The following is a 17,852-nucleotide window of genomic DNA, read 5'->3' on the forward strand; positions in this document are numbered from 1 at the left end:
ACGCCCTCATGAAGGTATTTATTTTAACAGAAACGGTTACCGTCGACGTAAGGCAAAGTAAAGCCTGAACAAAAATCAGTTTGGCAGCCCGCCTCTTCAACCTGCTACCGAGTAAAACGTTATGCTCCTCGGTAACAGTGTTTTTTACCGGCGTACCCTTCTTATAGGGAAATGTATGGCGCTATAGATTCACTCGCGGACTGAAACGAGGCATGCGCCGTTATTTGACTGCTTTTCAACATACTTGATGCCAATTACGCCCAATTAATATTGAAAATGATAATCAGTTTTATTTTCATATCAAGAATATTTCGCTCAAAAAACCGGTCAGGCCGTGTTTACATGAACGTTCTCAAAAAGACTTGCGGGAAACGATGTCTGTTGAAATAGAAGGTTTTAATTATTAAACATCAAGTTATGACCCCTGCCCTGATAAATTGAGCAGAGGTCGCTACCTTAGACTTTCATTTAGCCATTAACGCACTTTTAAACCATGCCTAGTTTCTGCATGACCTTTTCGATATCAGCACGCAATTGCTGTTGCACCAGCGGTTTTTGATGGCGGACCTTGCGCACAAGCTCTTCCTCAAGCCTTTGTTCCAGTTGACAAAGCTGCTCCAGCAGGCTGTCTTCATCCGTTAGATTCTCGAGCGTTACTGGCAACGCAGAGGGCAGATCACTAGCAGAAGTCGCACTTACTCTACCGCCTAAACGCTCATAAACCGTTTCAAGCTGATGCCATTCTTCCAGTCGGTTGTCGTTTACCAGCCAGAAACGGTTACAGCTGTTTTCGATTAGCGCCCGATCGTGACTAACCAGCAGCACCGCGCCGGGAAAAGTGCGCAGCGTCTCAGCCAGCTCTTCTTTGCCTTCCATATCGAGATGGTTGGTTGGCTCATCAAGCAGCAGCAGTGAATAGCGTGCCAAGGATAATCCCACAAACAATAATCGCGATCGTTCACCTCCGCTTAACGATGCAACCTTTTGCTGATGGCGAAGATAGGGAAAACCGGCGCCAATCAATGCCATCTTGCACTGCTCTTCAGTTAAAGCGACAAAATGACCTAGCGCATCACTCAAACTGTCGCAGTCATTCAGCTGTTGCAGGCTCTGGTCGTAGTAACCGACTGCAACTCGCGGATGCCAAACGATACCCGCTGAACTTTGCCCGATAGAACGCCAAAGCAGGCGCAACAGCGACGATTTCCCGCAGCCGTTGCGGCCCATCAACGCCACTCGGTCGCCGCTTTTGAGCTGAAGATTTTCAAGTGAAAACAGAGTCTCAGCACCCGCCGCCGGACTGACATCCACGAATGAAAATGCCAACACGCGATCGGCGTCCAGCCTTTCGCCCTGTAAATTTAAACGCCAGACATTGGCGGCGGCCAGCTGAGTTTGCTCATCTTTAAGACGATCGATGTGCTTTTCCATCTGTTTCGCTTTACGGGCCAAACCTTCGTTATCGTAAACCTTGCCCCACAGCGCCAGACGAGTCGCGCTCTTTTCAACCCGCTCAATTTCACGCTGCTCGGCATGGCGGCGTTCGGCATCGGTTTTATCCCGATGCGCTAAAGCTACTCGAGCCTCGCTACAGCGTAAGCCGAAATAGTGCAGCGTTTTATCACGCAGTATCCAGGTGCTGTTGGTAACACTGTCGAGCAGCACTTCGTCGTGCGATACCAGAATAAAGCTGCCATTCCAATGCTTTAGAAACTCATCGAGCCATAGCAAAGTGGGCAGATCCAAATGGTTGCCAGGCTCATCGAGCAGCAACAAATTGGGTTCCAGTATCAGCGCTCGCGCCAGCATCAAACGCGTGTGCTGACCACCGCTCAGGGTGGCAACAGTCTGTGACCCGCTAGCTGAGTCAAAACCCAGGATTGCCAATAGCCGCTCGGCGCGCCAACTCTCTGAAATACGTTGATTTTCAGGTAGCTTTTCCAGAATCACATCCAATAGTGAGCCAGAACTTAATGCCTCAGGCAAATGCTGTTCTATGGTCGCCATCAGGCATTGTCCGGCACGTATCACGCTGCCAGAAGTCGGGGCGAGGTTACCATTGAGAATATTTAAAAAAGTACTTTTTCCACTGCCGTTGTGGCCGATCAGACCCACGCGATCGCCTTTTTTAAGGTTGAATGAAACCTCGGACAGCAAGGGACCGTTAGGCGTCTCATAAGAGACAGATTGTGCAGAAAGTAATGTGCTCATTGCTTATTCCAGAATTGCAGGCATTGGCATGCCCGTCGTCAATAAAAGCTGACGACAACCCGGAAAGCTGAAGTGAAGTGCGGGGTTAACTCTTCATTAACGCTTTAATTGTCTTCGCTCAAGCAGGGGTTATCGCAGCACGAGGCCGGAAACGCTTGAGCAAGGGTGATTACCAAAGAAATGTGAGTAATCAATCAAATCACATAACAGCATGGGGGTTCCTCCTTATTAGTCTCTGATTGATGGGTGATTTCAGTGTATCTTTGAATCTGGCACAGTCAATACCGAGCAATAGATAAGGTGACAGAGATGGATAAACAAACTATTTCGCAGGACGTAATCCGTGACCGTTTTTCTAAAGCCATGTCACAAATGTATCAGCAAGAGGTGCCGCAATACGGCACGCTGCTGCAAATCGTTAAAGAAACTAATACAGATTATCTGAGCAAGCATCCTGATACTTTTGCTGAACACCAGCAGGGCTCAGAATTAAATCGGCTCGACGTTGAACGCCATGGTGCGATCCGTCTTGGCACCGCCAGTGAGCTCGCTACCATGAAAGACCTGTTTGCAGTCATGGGTATGTCGCCGGTAGGTTATTACGATTTATCTGCCGCAGGTGTTCCGGTCCATTCCACTGCCTTTCGTCCAATAACTGAACAAGCCTTGCTCATTAATCCCTTCCGAGTATTTACCTCGCTGTTGCGGCTTGAATTGATTGATAACTCAGACCTGAGAGAAAAGGCACGCAAAATACTCGAGGCGCGGGATATTTTTTCTCCTCGCGTTCGCGAACTGATTGCATTGAGCGAGCAGCAAAACGGGCTTACTGACGGGCAAGCCGACGAATTTGTCAGTGAGGCTCTGAAAACTTTCCGCTGGCACAGTGATGCACTGGTCAGCCTCGATAGCTACAATGCGCTGCTGGAACATCACCGTCTGATAGCCGATGTTGTGAGTTTTAAAGGTCCGCATATCAATCACCTGACGCCGAGAACGCTGGATATTGATCAGGTACAAAGGATCATGCCGCAGTTTGGCATCACCCCGAAAGAGGTGATTGAAGGGCCGCCGTTGCGCCACGTACCGATTCTGTTGCGTCAAACCAGCTTCAAAGCGCTGAGTGAGCGTATTACCTTTACAGACTCTGAAGAAGGTAAACACACCGCGCGCTTTGGCGAAATCGAACAGCGCGGGCTGGCACTAACGCCCGAAGGGCGCGCGCTTTACGATCAGCTGTTGTTGAGAGCCTCGGCCTCGGATACCTCAAACAATAACGACCAGCATCAGCAGCATTTCGCCCACGCCTTTGCCGCGTTTCCTGATGATATCGAGTCTCTAAGGCAGCAAAAACTCGGCTATTTCCGCTATACGTTAAAAAACGGCGCTAAGCTGCCAGCCGATCAAAACATCCCCGCACATCTCGACTCACTGATTAAACAGGGGTTAGTGCTGGTGACGCCCATCATCTATGAAGACTTTTTACCGGTCAGCGCGGCGGGCATCTTCCAGTCAAATCTTGGCAGCGAAAAAAGCCATGTCAGCAGCGGCAATCCCAATCGGTCGGCGTTTGAAACCGCTCTTGGTCGCGAGGTAATTGACGAATTTTCTCTCTATGCCGAAATAGAGGCGACTTCGCTGAACCAGCTGTTCGCAGAAAGCGCACAAAGCTAAATTGTATTTAACGTTTAAAAGCGGAATAATGTAGCGCGATTAAAAAAATCATCCATTACTTATCAATTAGTTAGCATTATAAGGCCTTACGTGACTCAACAAGTAGCGCTGATTACCGGGGCCAGCCGGGGCATTGGGCGACAGGTCGCCCAATATTTTGCCGAACAGGGCTACAGCCTGATCCTTCTGGCTCGCGACGAAAATCTGCTCAATGCCGTCGCCGCTTCGCTGCCGGTCGGGGCCGGACAGCAAGTGCAAATTATTGCCACCGACCTTTGCGCCGCGAACGAGGTTGAGCGAAAGGTCAATACCGCGCTGGCCGCCTTCCCGCAGCTCAACGTGCTGGTCAATGCCGCCGGTATTTTTCGACCGGGCTCCAGTCAGGCCACGTTAGGCGATTTTAGCGCCATGCTGGACACCAACGTCGCGGCTGTCCACCATCTTTGCCAGCTGTGCATTCCTGCACTTGCCCGCTCAAAACAGGGGCGAATTTTCAATCTTTCCTCGGTAAGTGGCGTTCAGGCCTTTGGCGGTATCGCAGGTTACGCCGCCAGCAAGCACGCATTAGTGGGCTACAGCCTGTCATTGGGCCGTGAATTGGCATCGCAAGGGATAAAAGTCACGGTATTGTGCCCGGACGTGGTCGATACCGAAATGGCGCAGGGATCCGGTCTGGCGGCGCATGAAATGCTTGAAACTGCCGATATTTGCCGGGCTATAGACTTTATTATGTCGTTATCACCCGCAGCAATGGTTGAACAACTGACTATTGGTCGGATGAGAAAATAATGGAAATTACCTTTTATAAAGAGATCGACAGCACTAACAGCGAGGCAAAACGTCTGGTCGATGCTGGCAAAGCACCGGGTTTTGCCATTGCTGCCGAGCGGCAAACTGCCGGTCGTGGGCGATTTGACCGCGTTTGGCAGACCCCCGCAGGCAATCTGGCGCTGACTTTTGCCATCCCTGCCCCGCTTTCTCGTGCTGATTTACCGACGTTAGCACTGATGACCGGTCTGGCGTTGCACGATATCCTGCAGTCACTTATGCAAGACAGTGCCAAAGTGCAAATCAAGTGGCCTAACGATATGCTGGTTAATGGGCATAAAGTCTCGGGCACGCTGATTGAACTGGTGGGTAAGGTTCTTTACATTGGCATTGGTGTTAATCTGGTAAGTCGCCCAGAGAATGTTCCCTATGAGACTTTTTCACTGGCCGATAAGGTTAAAATTAGTCTCGAAGAGCTGGCGCAGGCGCTGACTCAATGCTGGAATATGCACCTGAATCAATGGCTTGAATTCGGTTTCACTCCGATTTGTGAGCAATATAACGCTCATTTATACGGTCGTAATGCGCCATTACGAATTTCCCTCGACCGCGACCGCACTGAATGGGCGTCAGGAATTTGTACCGGTGTAACTCGCGAAGGCCATATTTGCCTAAGAGATCAAAACGGCAAAATCACAAGCTATAACGCCGGTGATATCGATATAATTCGCAGGCTTTAAACGCCCTCACGCCCGTGGGAACTGAATTCAGGCGGTAATAAGAATGAGTAATCAGTAAATGCTGGAATTAAAACAGGTTTCGCACGCTTTTGGCGATCTTCAGGTGCTGAATAATATCAACCTGCAACTCGATGAAAAACGCGTTGGCGTGGTAGGCAGCAACGGCTGCGGAAAAAGTACTTTTGCCCGATTGCTCAATGGCTTGCTTATCCCGCAACAGGGTGATGTCATTGTTGATGGCCTTAATACTCGCAATGAGGGCAAAGCGGTACGTCGCAAAGTCGGTTTTGTATTTCAAAATCCTGACAACCAGATTGTCTTTCCTATTGTGGAAGAGGATTTGGCCTTTGGCATGAAAAATCTACGCCTGCCTAAAGAAGTCATTCGCGAGCGAATTGACGCCACCCTCGCCCGTTATGATATGGAATCGTTCCGCCAGCATCCTTCGCATTTATTGAGCGGCGGTCAAAAACAGCTGATGGCTATTTCCGGCGTGCTGGTGATGCAGCCTGATTATATTGTTTTCGACGAACCGACTACCTTGTTAGACCTGCGCAATAAGAAACGTATTGCTCAGGCAATTGACGAGATGGAGCAGAAAACGATCGTGGTTTCTCATGATCTGGAGTTCTTGCAAGAATTTGACCGCGTTCTAGTATTCGATCAAGGGAAAATCGTCGTGGATGATATTCCCTCCGTGGCGCTCCCTGCTTATATCAGGATGATGTCATGACCATCAGTGAGTATATGCCCGGCAATTCTTTTATTCATCGCACTCCGCCGGGTCTAAAAATCTTAATGCTAGCCGTGTTGGGAACGCTGCTGTTCGTATATCCCAATATGATTTTTGCCGCTGCAGCTCTTGCCTTGGTGGGGGTGTTTTACCCGCTGGCAGGTATTAAGCCTAAAGTTATGCTGGCGCAGATAAAACCTATTTTCGCCATTCTGATACTGCTGTTTATCGTGCAACTGGTGATGGTTAACTGGCAGTCGGGCCTATTAGTAGTGTTGCGTTTAAGTGCCCTGATGCTGACCGCTTCCTTGGTAACCCTGACCACCCGCAGCTCGGACATGATCGATGCTTTGGAAAAAAGGCTGACTTGGTTATATTTCGTCGGCATTAATCCGGCAAAAATTAGCCTTGCGCTCTCACTGGCGTTGCGATTTATTCCAGTGCTGGCGTCGATAACCCAGGAAGTCCGCGAGGCGCAGAAAGCCCGAGGTTTAAATAACAGCGTGATTGCCGTCGCTATTCCAGTTATTGTTCGTACCCTAAAAATGGCGGATAACATCGCAGCAGCCTTGGAGGCGCGAGCTTATGATCCGCAATCGCCTTATCGGAAAAATAAAGCAGTTAAAAAAGAGACCTCGGATGTCGACTAAAGATATTGTTTATATTGCCCTGTTTGCCGCAATTACTGCCGCCATGGGATTATTTCCGGCATTCACCCTACCGATTATTGCCGTGCCAATCACCGCGCAATCTATGGGGCCAATGCTGGCAGGTGCGATTGCCGGAGCCAAACGCGGCGCGTTGGCAATGGTATTATTCGACTTATTAGTGATGGTAGGATTACCGCTATTAGCCGGTGGACGTGGCGGTCTGGGAATATTTATGGGGCCAAGCGGAGGTTTTATTCTAGCGTGGCCAATTGCCGCATTGGTTATTGGTTATCTGTATGAGAAAAATAGCCGCTCGCTGTCAGTGCTGAAGGAAGCTATCTTTATCACGCTGGGTGGAATTGTCATTATTTATTCTTCTGGCATTCCATGGATTTCAACCTTTGCCAAAATAAGCCTGGGCCAGGCATTTATCGGCGCCATGGGATTTATTCCCGGCGATATTATCAAGGTTATTTTAACCGTACTGATCGTCAGGCCAGTGCGAAAAGCTTATCCCACATTGGAAAGTCGTTAATCTCTTTCGATGTAAATAAAAAGCTGCGTAATAATTTTCGCAGCTTTTTATTTTTAAAGAACAAAAATGATATTAATTATATCTCGATCAGGATCTTGCCTTTTAATTCACCGAAAACGGCTGCCTCAATGGCGTCAGAAATATTATTCAGACTAAAGGCCGTGGCTATTTCAGTATGCACCACGCCATCGCGTATTAATTCCATTACCTGATCAATACGCTTTTGCACCACTGGCTTTTCCTGGCTGTGGATCCACTGACGTAGATGGAAATTCATAAAGCGAATATCCGGGCGTGAGCGCCAAAACTGCGGCGGCACCGGCTTGCCGGAAAGCAAACCATAGTGAATAAACTGGCCGCCGGGGATCAAAATTTCGGCGAAAGTCAACGATTCGTCACCACCAATACAGTCGAAAATCGCATGCACTCCGCCACTACGTTTAATTCTTTGCAATTCTTGCAGGTAAGCAGCGTCGCTGGAATTCAATACGGTTTCAAGCTGGTAGCCCTCGAAAATATCGATGTTTTCACGCTTGCGCACCACGGCTATTGGCGTCATACCTAACTGATTCGCTATGCGGATCAGCATCTTGCCAATCGCAGAATTGGCTGCATTGACCAAGATCCGTTGACCTGGTTTAGCATCCAGCGCCTCGGTAAGCATCAGCAGCGCAGTCATCGGGTTCACATAACTGTTCACCGCCTGCCGATCGCTGACGAAATCAGGCAAGGTGAAACACCATTCAGGCTTGGTATCCTTAAAAGTCTGCCAGTTACCCATGCTGCCAATCGGCAAAACGCGCTGGCCCACGGGCAGATGGCTGTTCGCCGGAGCCTGTTCAATCACGCCAACCCCTTCGAAACCAGGCACAAAAGGCACCGAGATGCGCGAACGATAAGCCCCTGAAATGGTGATGATATCGGAAGGATTAATAGTGGCATACACCATTTTGACGCGTGCATCACCTTCTGCCAGCTCAGGCAAGGGCATATTTTCGAGCTGCACCACGTCTTGAATCAGGCCGAACTCTCTGACTATTGCTCTGGTGAGCGCTTTATTTTTCATGTAAAATTTTCTTCAGAGAAAAACGTATAATGGATGAATATAGCAATGGGTCGTATAAATGAATAGTCATAATGAGATCGACTCGTTTCGAGTGTCAATGCGCGATATAGATCTTAACGGCCACGTGCATAATTCAGTATATTTAGATTACTTCGAAGATGCCGTGGTTAACCAATTACGCGCCAATGAGATGATACAATATTTCCGCCCCGCTACATCGGGCGTATCCTATCATGTGAAAAAATGCGAGGCAATATTCCTCCATCCCCTAACCGTAGACGACATCGTCACTCCTGCGGTTTATATTGAAAAGCTGGGAAATAGCAGTTTAATCTTTAACATCAAACTTGAAATTAAAGATAAAGCGGTTATTTGTGCCGAGGGAAAATTAGTATGGGTTTGTGTAAATATTGAAGACAATAAACCTCGTCCTATTCCACAAGAAACGCGCGATCTGCTCCTCAGCCATTTTTCGTTTATTGAAACTACTATTGCGCAAGGTAATCATTAGTTATGCCGGTTCACGATAAAGTCTGCGCCCATGCCGCCGCTAAAGGTGAAGAAACGGCAATTAATATTGCCGGTAAATCCCTGAGCTGGCGGCAACTTTGGCAACGGACATTGTCGCTATATAGCGTGATAGCCGAAAAAGTGGGCAATCAACGCCACAATTCGTCAATCGCCTCAGGGCCGGTTATTGCGGTAGCTCTGGGCAATGATTTACAGTTTCCTCCTGCCTGGCTTGCTGCTACTGCAAATCAGAATATTTGTGCGGTGATCGACCCCATGTTGCCGCTGGAGCAGTTGCGCGACGTTTTGACGCGTTTGCAGCCTGATTTACTGTTGCTTAAACAGTCGCAGAACCAGTTGCAGGATTTGGCACACGAGCTAAAACTCAGCACTCTTTTGGTTGAAGACACTTGCAGCAAAATAGCCAATCATGATGTTCAAGCCGTGAAGCGAGGCGTCGATGCGCCAACGCCGTTTCTGATCAACTTCACCTCGGGTACCACCAGTACGCCAAAAGCTTTTATGCGCTCGCGTCATTCATGGCGAGTTAGTTTTAAAAACGGCTACCAGATTTTCGATTTGGCCCATGCTAATTCGACCCTGTTCCCCGGACCGTTATTTCACGGTATCGGCCTATACTGTTTAAATGAAGCACTTGACGCCGGAACTCCTTTTTTCTGTATGGAAAAATGGGATGCCGCCGAGGCTTTGACTATTCTGGCGCAGCATCAAGTCCAGCGGCTGGTATTAGTCCCGACCATGCTGACTGCTTTCTCGCGGCTGCAATCTGCAGACCTTGCACCTTTAAATCAGCTGACTCATTTGCTTTCAGCAGGTGCCAAGCTGGAGATGAATCATTACCGCCATGCGCGGTCTATTTTCCCTAATGCTCGGGTGCAGGAATATTATGGCGCTTCCGAGTTGGGCTTTATTGCCGTCTCGACGCTGGACGATGAAAACGTTGACGACCAATTAGCCACCGTAGGGCTGCCTTTTCCCGAGGTCAGTTGGTCAATTCGTGATGAGCAGGGCCAGGCGCTACCGCCAAACACTCCAGGTACTATTTATCTCAACAGCGAACAAATATGTTCCGGCTATCTGTGGGGCGACGATGGTAAAGCCTTTACTAGCCAATTGTTTGGATCAAGCGTAAGAGATATTGGATATATTAATGAGCTAGGGTGTCTGGTGGTCATTGGGCGCAGTGGCGATATGATCGTGAGCGGCGGCAATAATATTTATCTGTCAGAAATTGAATCCGCACTGAAGTCTCTGCCGGGCATGATTGAAGCCGTAGTTATTGCGCTGGAGGATGACTATCGCGGCAAAAAGCTTATCGCCTTTTTCGAAAGCGAAACCCTTGATGTCGGCCAACTGCCCGAGCTTTGCCTCTTACATCTGGCAAAATACAAAGTCCCCGCAGAGTTTTATAAAATGAAAGTCTGGCCGCTGACCCCAAGCGGAAAAATCAAACGCAGCGTTCTTGAGAAGAAGTTTATCAATCATGAAATCTAACGACTTATCTCTCAATTTTCAGCCTGCTGAAAGTAACCAGCCGGTGATTGTCGAAGCCTGCCGCACGCCCATCGGCAGAGCCTACGGCATGTTTGCCACCATCAGCATGGAAGCTCTGCTCGCGCCGCTGTTCGACAAAATTCTCGGCAGTTACCGGGGAGATCCCTGCCAGATTGATGAAGTTATCATCGGCAATGCCACTGGCGGCGGCGGCAACATTGCACGCCTCGCCGCGCTGTCTGCTGGATTACCCGACTCTGTTCCCGCCGTCACACTTGACCGCCAATGCGGCTCGGGGCTAGAGGCAGTAATTCACGCCTGTCGCCTGGTGCAGGCCGGTGCCGGAGAATGCTACCTGGCTGGCGGCGTCGAGAGCGTTAGCACCGCCCCGTGGCGCGTCGAAAAACCGCAAAGTCTGAAACAGATGCCGCGTTTCTTTGGCCGCGCAAGGTTCTCTCCAGAGGAGATTGGTGATCCTGAAATGGGTGTCGCGGCAGAAAATGTTGCACAAAAATGCGCTATCAGCCGTGAGCGTCAAGACCGCTTTGCCCTGCGCAGTCATCAGCGCGCGGTAGCGGCAATGGAAAACGGCCAGTTTAATGAAGAGATTGTGCCTGTTGAAGTGGCGGGAAAAACGCTGCTGCATGATGAATGCCCACGGGCCAATGCCTCTCTGACGGCCCTGGAAAAGCTGGCTCCGGTTTTCGTTGCTGAGGGTAGCGTAACAGCGGGAAATTGCTGCCCGCTTAACGACGGTGCTTCACTGCTGCTGGTAATGAGCCGCAGAAAGGCAGTAGAAATGGGCTTTACCTACGGGCTGATGTTTGTCGATGCCTGTAGCGCCGGGGTCGATCCCAATTATTTAGGGCTTGGCCCGGTTCCCTCCACGCAAAAACTGCTGACTCGTCAGCCTGCTGTAAAGCTTGAGAATATCGATATTATCGAATTCAACGAAGCGTTTGCTGCGCAAGTTTTAGGATCGTTGGATCAGCTAGAAATCGACGAACATCGTGTAAATTTACAAGGTGGCGCGATTGCTCTGGGCCACCCCTATGGCGCTTCCGGCGGCATTATGGTGACGAGAATATTTAGCCAGTTGCTACGCCAACCCGCGCCGCAACAGTTTGCTGAAACCAAATTTGCCATGGCGATGCTGGGCATAGCGGGCGGTCTGGGGTTATCCGCGCTGTTTAAAACGACAGTATTGTAAACCACAGGGTTGTAAACGATAGCGCTGTGCCACTTTCAGCGCCATTTTTCTATTTCCCTTTCCACAGCGGTTCTCGTTTTTCTTTAAACGCCTGACCGCTTTCAGTAAAGTCTTCGCTTTGTTGTAACTGTTCAAGCTCTTGCTGCATGCGGATTGCCAATGTCGCAGGGTCGCCGTGAAGACAGTGCTCGAGTAGAGTATTGGCAGCCTGCACCGCCAACGGGGCATTGCGAGTCACTTGCTCGGCCAATTCGCAGGCAGCGGACAAAAGATTTTGGCGATCGGTCACGCGATTAATCAACCCCAGACTGTATGCGCGATTTGCCTCCAATACGCCACCGGCCAGGATCATTTCTTTCACTATCGGCGCGGGAAGCAATGCCGCAAGCTGGGTAATTCCACCGCCAAGCGGCAGCAGACTATGGCGGGTTTCGGGTAACGCCAGCTGTACCTTTTCTTCTGCCACCAGCAGGTCGCAGTGCAGAGCCAGCTCGAGACCGCCACCGAAAGCATGGCCATTGAGTGCGGCAATCCACACCTTGCGGCGCGGCATATACTGCAACGGATTATAGCCGCCGTGCGCGTTGAGCAACCCTTTGCCACTGTCGATAAACGCTTCTTTAAGGTCTGCCCCGGCACAGAAAACTTTCTCCCCCGCGCCGGTCAGGATCACCACTTTAATTGCCGCCGTCGCCTCGGTAAAAGCCACAATCTGTCCAAGCTCGCTGACCATGTTTGCATTATAAGCATTGTGCGCCTGTGGACGATTTAACGTCACCAACATCACCTGCTCACTGAGCGGTTGGACAATCAAAGTTTGAAACTTTTGGTAGTCAAAAGCGGCGTTGGCAAAGCTCATAAAGTTCCTGAATAACTTTTGGGTCGATAGGATGAATATTACCGTTCTCTTTCGCCTCAAGACAGGCAAAAATTCAACGCCAACAGAATGACCGCCACCCATGCCCAGATGGAATACAAAATATTAGCCCACTCTGCCGCCAGTTCTCGGGTCTGTAAACGCAGCCGGTGATTAATCAGCGGCTGAGGGCTGTATTTCTCATTCATCCACACTAGCAGCAATAATACCGTTGTAGACCCGTTGGCCAGATGAGTAAAAACCGCATTTAGGCCATTTATCACCCAGCTGAATCCGGCAAGCAGCAGACTGACGGTCGCCAAAATCATTAAAAATGAGGATAGCAACGACCAATACTGCCGCCTTATGTCTGAATGACGCGATTCTACAAAATGCTGTTGGCGATGTTTAGGGAGAGGCATTGTCATAAAGATATTCTCAGGTGGCTCAATAGCAATGGATAAGCATTACTCATCCATCTCATCTTGTAATACCAGAATACATCGCTTAATTTAGGGCAAGCAAAGTCATAGATTTCAGCCATGGATGAAAATATCTCATCATGAGACATAAACGCCTGCCGCCTTTGGGTTCCCTAAAAGCTTTCGATGCCGTGGCGAAATTTAAAAGTTTTAAACGCGCCGCTGAGGATATTGGCGTGACACCCACCGCCATTAGCCATCAAATCCGGATTCTTGAAGAGTCGCTGGGGACAGCAGTTTTTGTACGCAGCGCACGGGAAGTTACGCTGACCTCCGCAGGCCAACGTTTGCAGCAATCAACCCAGCGCGCTTTTGCCGACCTGCAAGACGCGGTGGATGACATTTATCACGCTCAGCTACCGCCAGCCCTGACATTAACCACCACCTCAAATTTTCTGACTCATTGGTTGGTACCGCGCCTTGCCGCAATGAAAGCCAGCATACCCGAGCTGGATTTGCGGCTGCATACCAGCGTCGAACTGGTGGATTTAGAGCAAGGATCCGCGGACGTCGCGATTCGCTACAGCATGTCGGCAGACTGCAGGCTGCAATCAACCTTGCTGTATGAGGACGCTTTTATACTGGTCGCCAGCCCGGCACTCGGCTTAAAACGGCTCGAACAACTTTCGGCAATCACCCTGTTTCATGTCGAAAATCGCCACATACCCCAGCCTTCTCCGGACTGGGCGCACTGGCGCAAACTTTATGGGCCGCTGTCACTGAATATCGACGCAGGGCTGCGTTTTAGCGATGAAACTCACGCAATTCAGGCGGCAATTGCCGGACAAGGCGTTGCTATCGTCAGCAGTTTATTAGCCATAGATTTTATTCATAAAGGTATTCTTGCCGTTCCGTTCAAACACGCACTTCCCGGCGGAAAATATTACCTTGTGACCAGCAAAGACAAAGCTCAGCGACCCGATGTGCAGGCATTTAAGGCCTGGATTATAGAAAATCTTAAGTGATAAACCGAGGATATCCTCGAGCCGTGAATACTGTACGGTTAAAAAAATTCCAATCTGTGTCTTATTTATATTCTCCTGGCTAATTAATATGAATTAAAACTTATAACAGCACAGGGATAGCTATGATTAGTTTTTCAACCTTTTTTACCGGCATCATCATTTACATCGTCGGCACGGCAACACCAGGCCCCGCAAACCTCTCTATCGCCAATGCGGCAATGAACTATGGCAGGAAAGCCGGCTTGATGCTGGCATCGGGGGTTATCTGCGGGTCGATTTGCTGGGGAGTATTAACAGGGATCGGCGTTTCGGCTTTATTGGCCTCGTCGCTCTATTTTATTATCGCGCTTAAACTGGTGGGTGCCTGTTATCTATTCTGGCTAGGTTATAAAGCAATCAAGAAAGCAATAGATAATAAACCGCTGTTAGCTCGAAAATTTTCTGAGCAGCCAGACAGCGCGTTGGAGTTTTATTTACAAGGTCTCAGTATTCACCTGACTAACCCCAAAGCCGTACTTAGCTGGTTTGCCGTCACTAGCATCAGCCTTGGGGCAACCGCCCCCAAAAGCAGCATTTTTGTGCTGATAGGCAGCTGCGCAATATTAGGTATGATGATATTTAGCCTTTATGCCATAGTATTTTCCGCCCGCTCGGCAGAGGCATTTTTGGGCCGTAACAGACGCGTATTTGATATTATCTGTGGCTGTTTCTATACCCTGTTCGCACTCAGTTTTCTTATTTCTCTGCGCCAGACTCACGGGATTTAATCAGTAAAAAAAATCCGGTCAGAATTTGCCAGAAGGTGATCGGATATACCGAAGCGCGTTCGATGATGCCAATCGGATATTTACCGGAGGTAATAGAAAACATGCACACTAACCCGACACCACCCAGGAACAGGGTTAACCAGGCATAGCGGCCAAACCCGGCCTTGGTATGCATTAACCATGCAGCGGCGATCAAGCACAAATTACCGCCGCCGATAGCCATCACTGCGCCTACCTGATGCAAGGTTATTCCGCTGCTGGCCGTGCCGCTGTGAAAACAGGCAATCAATACCCCGCCAATCCCATGCAGCAAACCTGCCAAAATAAACAGACTGCGGGTGCGCCCGTTAAATACCCCACTCAGCAACCAACAGGCAAGTGCAAATAAAATCCCTTCAATAGCAAAACCGCTATTCATCACTGCGTGCAGCGGCGAACAAATATCACGGCCATCTGCCGTCTGGCCACACAGCGGAATACCCAAGTCGCTGATATAATTTTTGCTGTAGAAATAGGCAGGGTTACTCCAGCCTAGCGCTGTTATTTTTTCTGCCAGCAGATACTGTATTCCGCCCAGGCTAAAACACCACGCGCCTGTTTGTTGCCAACCGTTGAGTCTCGGCATAGATTCCTATTAAGCGACTATTTCAGTGTTTGGTGGATCATTTTCCAATCTTTGGCGTCGACGCAGGCCGGGGAACATTTTCATCCACAGCGCTACGACCACCAGTGTACCTATACCACCGACTGCCGCGGCAGGAACTGCGCCTAACCATGCTGCCAACATCCCTGATTCAAATTCTCCGAGCTGATTGGAAGTATTGATAAATATTGAATTTACCGCACTTACGCGACCGCGCATGTCGTCAGGGGTATCAAGCTGAACCAGTGACCCACGGATAACCATACTGATCATATCGAATCCGCCCAGCGCAAACAGCGCCAGAATCGACAGCCACAACATATTCGATAATGCGAAAATTATCGTCGCTACACCAAATCCGGCCACGGCGGCAAACATAATCATACCAACGTTGCGCGACAATGCGCGTCGGCTCAACCAAAAACCGACCAGCAGTGCGCCAACAGCAGGAGCTCCGCGCAGAATGCCTAATCCCCAAGGGCCGGTATGCAGAATATCGTGGGCAAAAATCGGCAACAGTGCCGTTGCCCCACCCAGTAATACCGCGAACAAGTCCAGCGAGATAACGCCAAGCACGTCTGGGCGATTGCGTATAAAACTGATCCCGGCGAATAAAGTTTTGAAGGTCGCAGGAACGCGGCGCGGCGGTGCTTGCTCGTAGCGCAGGCGGCTGACCATCAGCACCGAGATAAAATAAAGCAGACCACAAATGGCGTAGACCACCTGCGCACCGGCAATATAAAGCAGGCCGCCGATAGCTGGACCCACCATACCCGCGGCCTGCCCGGCAACGCTGTTGGCCGCCATCGCGCGCGGCAAAATTTTTGGTGGCACCAGCGCAGGCAGCATCGAAAGCAGCGACGGTCCTTCCATTGCCTTGGCGACGGATATCACAAACAATAATCCGAGCACCACGATTTCATTGACGTGCTGAGTTAGCGTGAGCGCAGCAAGCGCGAAAATCGCCAACCCTTCGATAAACTGAGCCAAAACAACCACTCGGCGGCGATCGAACTGATCCGCAACGTGTCCGGCAACCAACGCGAGAGCAACGGAAGGGAAAAATTGCACCAGTCCGATCAGTCCGAGGTCAAATGCGCGTCCAGTCAGAGAATAAACCTGCCAGCTCACCGCAATGGTCAGCATTTGGAATCCAAAGCTTGAAGAGGCACGAGCAATCCAGAACGCGACGAAAGAGCGGTGTTGCAGCAGCGAGTCCGAGTTAACGGAAGGAGGAGGCATGGCAAATCCCTGAAAAATAGTTATGCAATTAATAGTTATTACGCTATTCAAGACATCACTTTTACCATAAATAAATCACAAGTTTAAAACTTAATCAGTTTACCAAAGTAAAAATAGCACTGAAGATCTTTGCCCCCTAAAAAGTTAGGGAAATTGCGGAGTTAGCAAGCAACATCATGCCGGTGAAAGGTTTCGATTTTATCCGTTAACTGAACTTGCTTGCGCGTCAGTGAAACATAAGAAAAACTACTATTTAGATGATTTGTCGTACTTTATTTTTAAATACCAAGCCGATAATAAATATTAAAACAAGTGCGAATCCGGTTATTACCATATCACGAGTTAAATTTGACCACGGCAGGTTTACTGCTGAAAAAAACCATAGAATCAGGCCAAGGAATAATATGTGCGAGTAATATATAAAAGTGGACAGCAACCGCTCCATGCCGTTCAGAATCCTCAGACCCGGTTTTTTCATACAACCGATGAACACGAATGAAGATAGCAGTGGCGTGGTCATCATCATATCCATCGAATTAACGAGTGCTCCTTCTAAGCTATTGATCACCGAAGTGGTAATCAACGACTCGGCAATAATAAGCAACGCTGAAAATGTAATCCATTTTTTAAAATCAACAACTCTGGAAAGTATTGTTGTCTCGTGTCGAGAAAATATAAAACCCAGAAAAAACATTGGAGCACCATAAAGAAAACCGTTTTTATACCAAAAACAATTCAGGCTGTGTATCAGCAAAAGTCGCCAGTTTAACGCAACCCCTAAGAGCCAAATTAAGGCAATGATGACTATCACGACTTTAGTTTTTTGTTCAATAATTCCTCTGAGAAAATAACAAAGTAATGATGCCGTAATCAGCGAAGGAATGAACCAGAGATGCACCACACCCGTCAGTTCGGCTCTGAGAATGAGATAAAACTTGCGGGAAGGGCTGGCGTCGGTTAGCTGAATAATGTTTAGCAGGGTATAAGCATAAACAGTTGACCAGATTAGATAAGTTCTGATGATGTGAACATACCATTTTTTGACATGGCATTTTATAATGGTTTTATAAAAAAGATAACCGCTGACAATAAAATAAAACGGCACTGCGGTTATAAAAAAACCATTGGTCAATAATCCGGTTAGATAACTTGGGTGGCGAACATCCAAAAGAAAACCGTGCATAATAACCACGGTAATAGAGAACAGTAGCTTAACGCTATCTATACTGTTATTTTTCACTATTTTATAATCCGCCAGGTTATTGATAAATAATAAATAGGCATA

General features: G+C 48.9%; 18 protein-coding genes. 11 read left to right on the forward strand and 7 right to left on the reverse strand.

Annotated features, from left to right (window positions below; all coding sequences use genetic code 11):
* Nucleotides 1-486: 486 nt before the first annotated feature.
* The gene (locus SPM24T3_RS03245; RefSeq protein WP_009635264.1) at nt 487-2,211 is read right to left on the reverse strand and encodes an ABC-F family ATP-binding cassette domain-containing protein; all 1,725 of its coding nucleotides are present in this window, start codon (nt 2,209-2,211) and stop codon (nt 487-489) included.
* A gap of 309 nt (nt 2,212-2,520) precedes the next feature.
* On the opposite strand from SPM24T3_RS03245, the gene SPM24T3_RS03250 reads away from it, so the two are divergent.
* The 6 genes from SPM24T3_RS03250 to SPM24T3_RS03275 all read left to right on the forward strand — a co-directional run bounded on the left by SPM24T3_RS03250 (nt 2,521) and on the right by SPM24T3_RS03275 (nt 7,311).
* Nucleotides 2,521-3,885, forward strand: coding sequence for a VOC family protein (locus SPM24T3_RS03250; protein ID WP_009635265.1), 1,365 nt, complete (start codon nt 2,521-2,523; stop codon nt 3,883-3,885).
* 90 nt (nt 3,886-3,975) lie between these two features.
* Nucleotides 3,976-4,674 (forward strand): SDR family oxidoreductase, encoded by a 699-nt coding sequence (locus tag SPM24T3_RS03255; protein WP_009635266.1) that lies wholly within the window; start codon nt 3,976-3,978, stop codon nt 4,672-4,674.
* Nucleotides 4,674-5,393 (forward strand): biotin--[acetyl-CoA-carboxylase] ligase, encoded by a 720-nt coding sequence (locus SPM24T3_RS03260; protein WP_009635267.1) that lies wholly within the window; start codon nt 4,674-4,676, stop codon nt 5,391-5,393. The genes SPM24T3_RS03255 and SPM24T3_RS03260 overlap by 1 nt, the downstream gene beginning before the upstream one ends.
* A 58-nt stretch (nt 5,394-5,451) precedes the next feature.
* A complete protein-coding gene (locus SPM24T3_RS03265) occupies nt 5,452-6,126 on the forward strand; it encodes an energy-coupling factor ABC transporter ATP-binding protein (protein WP_009635268.1) in 675 nt (224 codons plus the stop codon).
* On the forward strand, nt 6,123-6,776 hold the full coding sequence (locus tag SPM24T3_RS03270; protein WP_009635269.1) for an energy-coupling factor transporter transmembrane protein EcfT: 654 nt from the start codon (nt 6,123-6,125) through the stop codon (nt 6,774-6,776). Before SPM24T3_RS03265 ends, SPM24T3_RS03270 begins: the two co-directional genes overlap by 4 nt.
* Nucleotides 6,766-7,311, forward strand: a complete 546-nt coding sequence (locus tag SPM24T3_RS03275; protein WP_009635270.1) for a biotin transporter BioY — start codon at nt 6,766-6,768, stop codon at nt 7,309-7,311. Before SPM24T3_RS03270 ends, SPM24T3_RS03275 begins: the two co-directional genes overlap by 11 nt.
* 76 nt (nt 7,312-7,387) lie before the next feature.
* On the opposite strand, the gene SPM24T3_RS03280 is transcribed toward SPM24T3_RS03275, so the two are convergent.
* Nucleotides 7,388-8,377, reverse strand: coding sequence for a zinc-dependent alcohol dehydrogenase family protein (locus SPM24T3_RS03280; RefSeq protein WP_009635271.1), 990 nt, complete (start codon nt 8,375-8,377; stop codon nt 7,388-7,390).
* A gap of 58 nt (nt 8,378-8,435) precedes the next feature.
* On the opposite strand from SPM24T3_RS03280, the gene SPM24T3_RS03285 reads away from it, so the two are divergent.
* The 3 genes from SPM24T3_RS03285 to SPM24T3_RS03295 are packed head-to-tail and all read left to right on the forward strand — an operon-like array spanning nt 8,436 to nt 11,612.
* Nucleotides 8,436-8,888 (forward strand): thioesterase family protein, encoded by a 453-nt coding sequence (locus SPM24T3_RS03285; RefSeq protein WP_037377377.1) that lies wholly within the window; start codon nt 8,436-8,438, stop codon nt 8,886-8,888.
* Between the two features lie 2 nt (nt 8,889-8,890).
* The gene (locus SPM24T3_RS03290; protein WP_009635273.1) at nt 8,891-10,402 is read left to right on the forward strand and encodes a class I adenylate-forming enzyme family protein; all 1,512 of its coding nucleotides are present in this window, start codon (nt 8,891-8,893) and stop codon (nt 10,400-10,402) included.
* Nucleotides 10,392-11,612 carry a thiolase family protein gene (locus SPM24T3_RS03295; RefSeq protein ID WP_009635274.1) on the forward strand — a complete coding sequence of 407 codons (1,221 nt, stop codon included), beginning with the start codon at nt 10,392-10,394 and terminating at the stop codon, nt 11,610-11,612. Before SPM24T3_RS03290 ends, SPM24T3_RS03295 begins: the two co-directional genes overlap by 11 nt.
* 49 nt (nt 11,613-11,661) lie before the next feature.
* Here the strand turns inward: SPM24T3_RS03295 and SPM24T3_RS03300 are convergent, their stop codons facing one another.
* Both SPM24T3_RS03300 and SPM24T3_RS03305 read right to left on the reverse strand, forming a co-directional pair.
* Nucleotides 11,662-12,471 carry an enoyl-CoA hydratase/isomerase family protein gene (locus SPM24T3_RS03300; protein ID WP_009635275.1) on the reverse strand — a complete coding sequence of 270 codons (810 nt, stop codon included), beginning with the start codon at nt 12,469-12,471 and terminating at the stop codon, nt 11,662-11,664.
* 56 nt (nt 12,472-12,527) lie between these two features.
* Nucleotides 12,528-12,797: a hypothetical protein gene (locus SPM24T3_RS03305; protein ID WP_037377380.1), complete on the reverse strand. Its 270-nt coding sequence runs from the start codon at nt 12,795-12,797 to the stop codon at nt 12,528-12,530.
* A 233-nt stretch (nt 12,798-13,030) separates the two neighbouring features.
* Here SPM24T3_RS03305 and SPM24T3_RS03310 point away from each other — a divergent pair, with 233 nt between their 5' ends.
* Together SPM24T3_RS03310 and SPM24T3_RS03315 are read left to right on the forward strand one after the other, a co-directional pair.
* A complete protein-coding gene (locus tag SPM24T3_RS03310) occupies nt 13,031-13,915 on the forward strand; it encodes a LysR substrate-binding domain-containing protein (protein WP_009635277.1) in 885 nt (294 codons plus the stop codon).
* 122 nt (nt 13,916-14,037) lie between these two features.
* Nucleotides 14,038-14,682, forward strand: a complete 645-nt coding sequence (locus tag SPM24T3_RS03315) for a LysE family translocator (protein WP_009635278.1) — start codon at nt 14,038-14,040, stop codon at nt 14,680-14,682.
* Here the strand turns inward: SPM24T3_RS03315 and SPM24T3_RS03320 are convergent.
* The 3 genes from SPM24T3_RS03320 to SPM24T3_RS03330 form a co-directional block, all read right to left on the reverse strand.
* Complete coding sequence (locus SPM24T3_RS03320; RefSeq protein ID WP_009635279.1) at nt 14,651-15,307, reverse strand: DUF998 domain-containing protein; 657 nt, start codon at nt 15,305-15,307, stop codon at nt 14,651-14,653. The two genes, SPM24T3_RS03315 and SPM24T3_RS03320, sit on opposite strands and share 32 nt — an antisense overlap.
* A 9-nt stretch (nt 15,308-15,316) precedes the next feature.
* Nucleotides 15,317-16,567, reverse strand: coding sequence for an MFS transporter (locus SPM24T3_RS03325; RefSeq protein WP_009635280.1), 1,251 nt, complete (start codon nt 16,565-16,567; stop codon nt 15,317-15,319).
* A gap of 253 nt (nt 16,568-16,820) precedes the next feature.
* The gene (locus SPM24T3_RS03330) at nt 16,821-17,807 is read right to left on the reverse strand and encodes an acyltransferase (RefSeq protein WP_157135231.1); all 987 of its coding nucleotides are present in this window, start codon (nt 17,805-17,807) and stop codon (nt 16,821-16,823) included.
* Nucleotides 17,808-17,852: the final 45 nt, after the last annotated feature.

The sequence above is a fragment of the Serratia sp. M24T3 genome (genome assembly GCF_000257645.1).
Taxonomy (GTDB): Bacteria; Pseudomonadota; Gammaproteobacteria; order Enterobacterales; family Enterobacteriaceae; genus Rouxiella.

What these genes read in the sequence shown, in the direction of transcription:
- SPM24T3_RS03245 (WP_009635264.1), bottom strand. Translation starts at nt 2,211, where the DNA reads ATGAGCACATTACTTTCTGCACAATCTGTCTCTTATGAGACGCCTAAC.
- SPM24T3_RS03250 (WP_009635265.1), top strand. Translation starts at nt 2,521, where the DNA reads ATGGATAAACAAACTATTTCGCAGGACGTAATCCGTGACCGTTTTTCT.
- SPM24T3_RS03260 (WP_009635267.1), top strand. Translation starts at nt 4,674, where the DNA reads ATGGAAATTACCTTTTATAAAGAGATCGACAGCACTAACAGCGAGGCA.
- SPM24T3_RS03265 (WP_009635268.1), top strand. Translation starts at nt 5,452, where the DNA reads ATGCTGGAATTAAAACAGGTTTCGCACGCTTTTGGCGATCTTCAGGTG.
- SPM24T3_RS03270 (WP_009635269.1), top strand. Translation starts at nt 6,123, where the DNA reads ATGACCATCAGTGAGTATATGCCCGGCAATTCTTTTATTCATCGCACT.
- SPM24T3_RS03275 (WP_009635270.1), top strand. Translation starts at nt 6,766, where the DNA reads ATGTCGACTAAAGATATTGTTTATATTGCCCTGTTTGCCGCAATTACT.
- SPM24T3_RS03280 (WP_009635271.1), bottom strand. Translation starts at nt 8,377, where the DNA reads ATGAAAAATAAAGCGCTCACCAGAGCAATAGTCAGAGAGTTCGGCCTG.
- SPM24T3_RS03285 (WP_037377377.1), top strand. Translation starts at nt 8,436, where the DNA reads ATGAATAGTCATAATGAGATCGACTCGTTTCGAGTGTCAATGCGCGAT.
- SPM24T3_RS03290 (WP_009635273.1), top strand. Translation starts at nt 8,891, where the DNA reads ATGCCGGTTCACGATAAAGTCTGCGCCCATGCCGCCGCTAAAGGTGAA.
- SPM24T3_RS03295 (WP_009635274.1), top strand. Translation starts at nt 10,392, where the DNA reads ATGAAATCTAACGACTTATCTCTCAATTTTCAGCCTGCTGAAAGTAAC.
- SPM24T3_RS03300 (WP_009635275.1), bottom strand. Translation starts at nt 12,471, where the DNA reads ATGAGCTTTGCCAACGCCGCTTTTGACTACCAAAAGTTTCAAACTTTG.
- SPM24T3_RS03305 (WP_037377380.1), bottom strand. Translation starts at nt 12,797, where the DNA reads ATGATTTTGGCGACCGTCAGTCTGCTGCTTGCCGGATTCAGCTGGGTG.
- SPM24T3_RS03310 (WP_009635277.1), top strand. Translation starts at nt 13,031, where the DNA reads ATGAGACATAAACGCCTGCCGCCTTTGGGTTCCCTAAAAGCTTTCGAT.
- SPM24T3_RS03315 (WP_009635278.1), top strand. Translation starts at nt 14,038, where the DNA reads ATGATTAGTTTTTCAACCTTTTTTACCGGCATCATCATTTACATCGTC.
- SPM24T3_RS03320 (WP_009635279.1), bottom strand. Translation starts at nt 15,307, where the DNA reads ATGCCGAGACTCAACGGTTGGCAACAAACAGGCGCGTGGTGTTTTAGC.
- SPM24T3_RS03325 (WP_009635280.1), bottom strand. Translation starts at nt 16,567, where the DNA reads ATGCCTCCTCCTTCCGTTAACTCGGACTCGCTGCTGCAACACCGCTCT.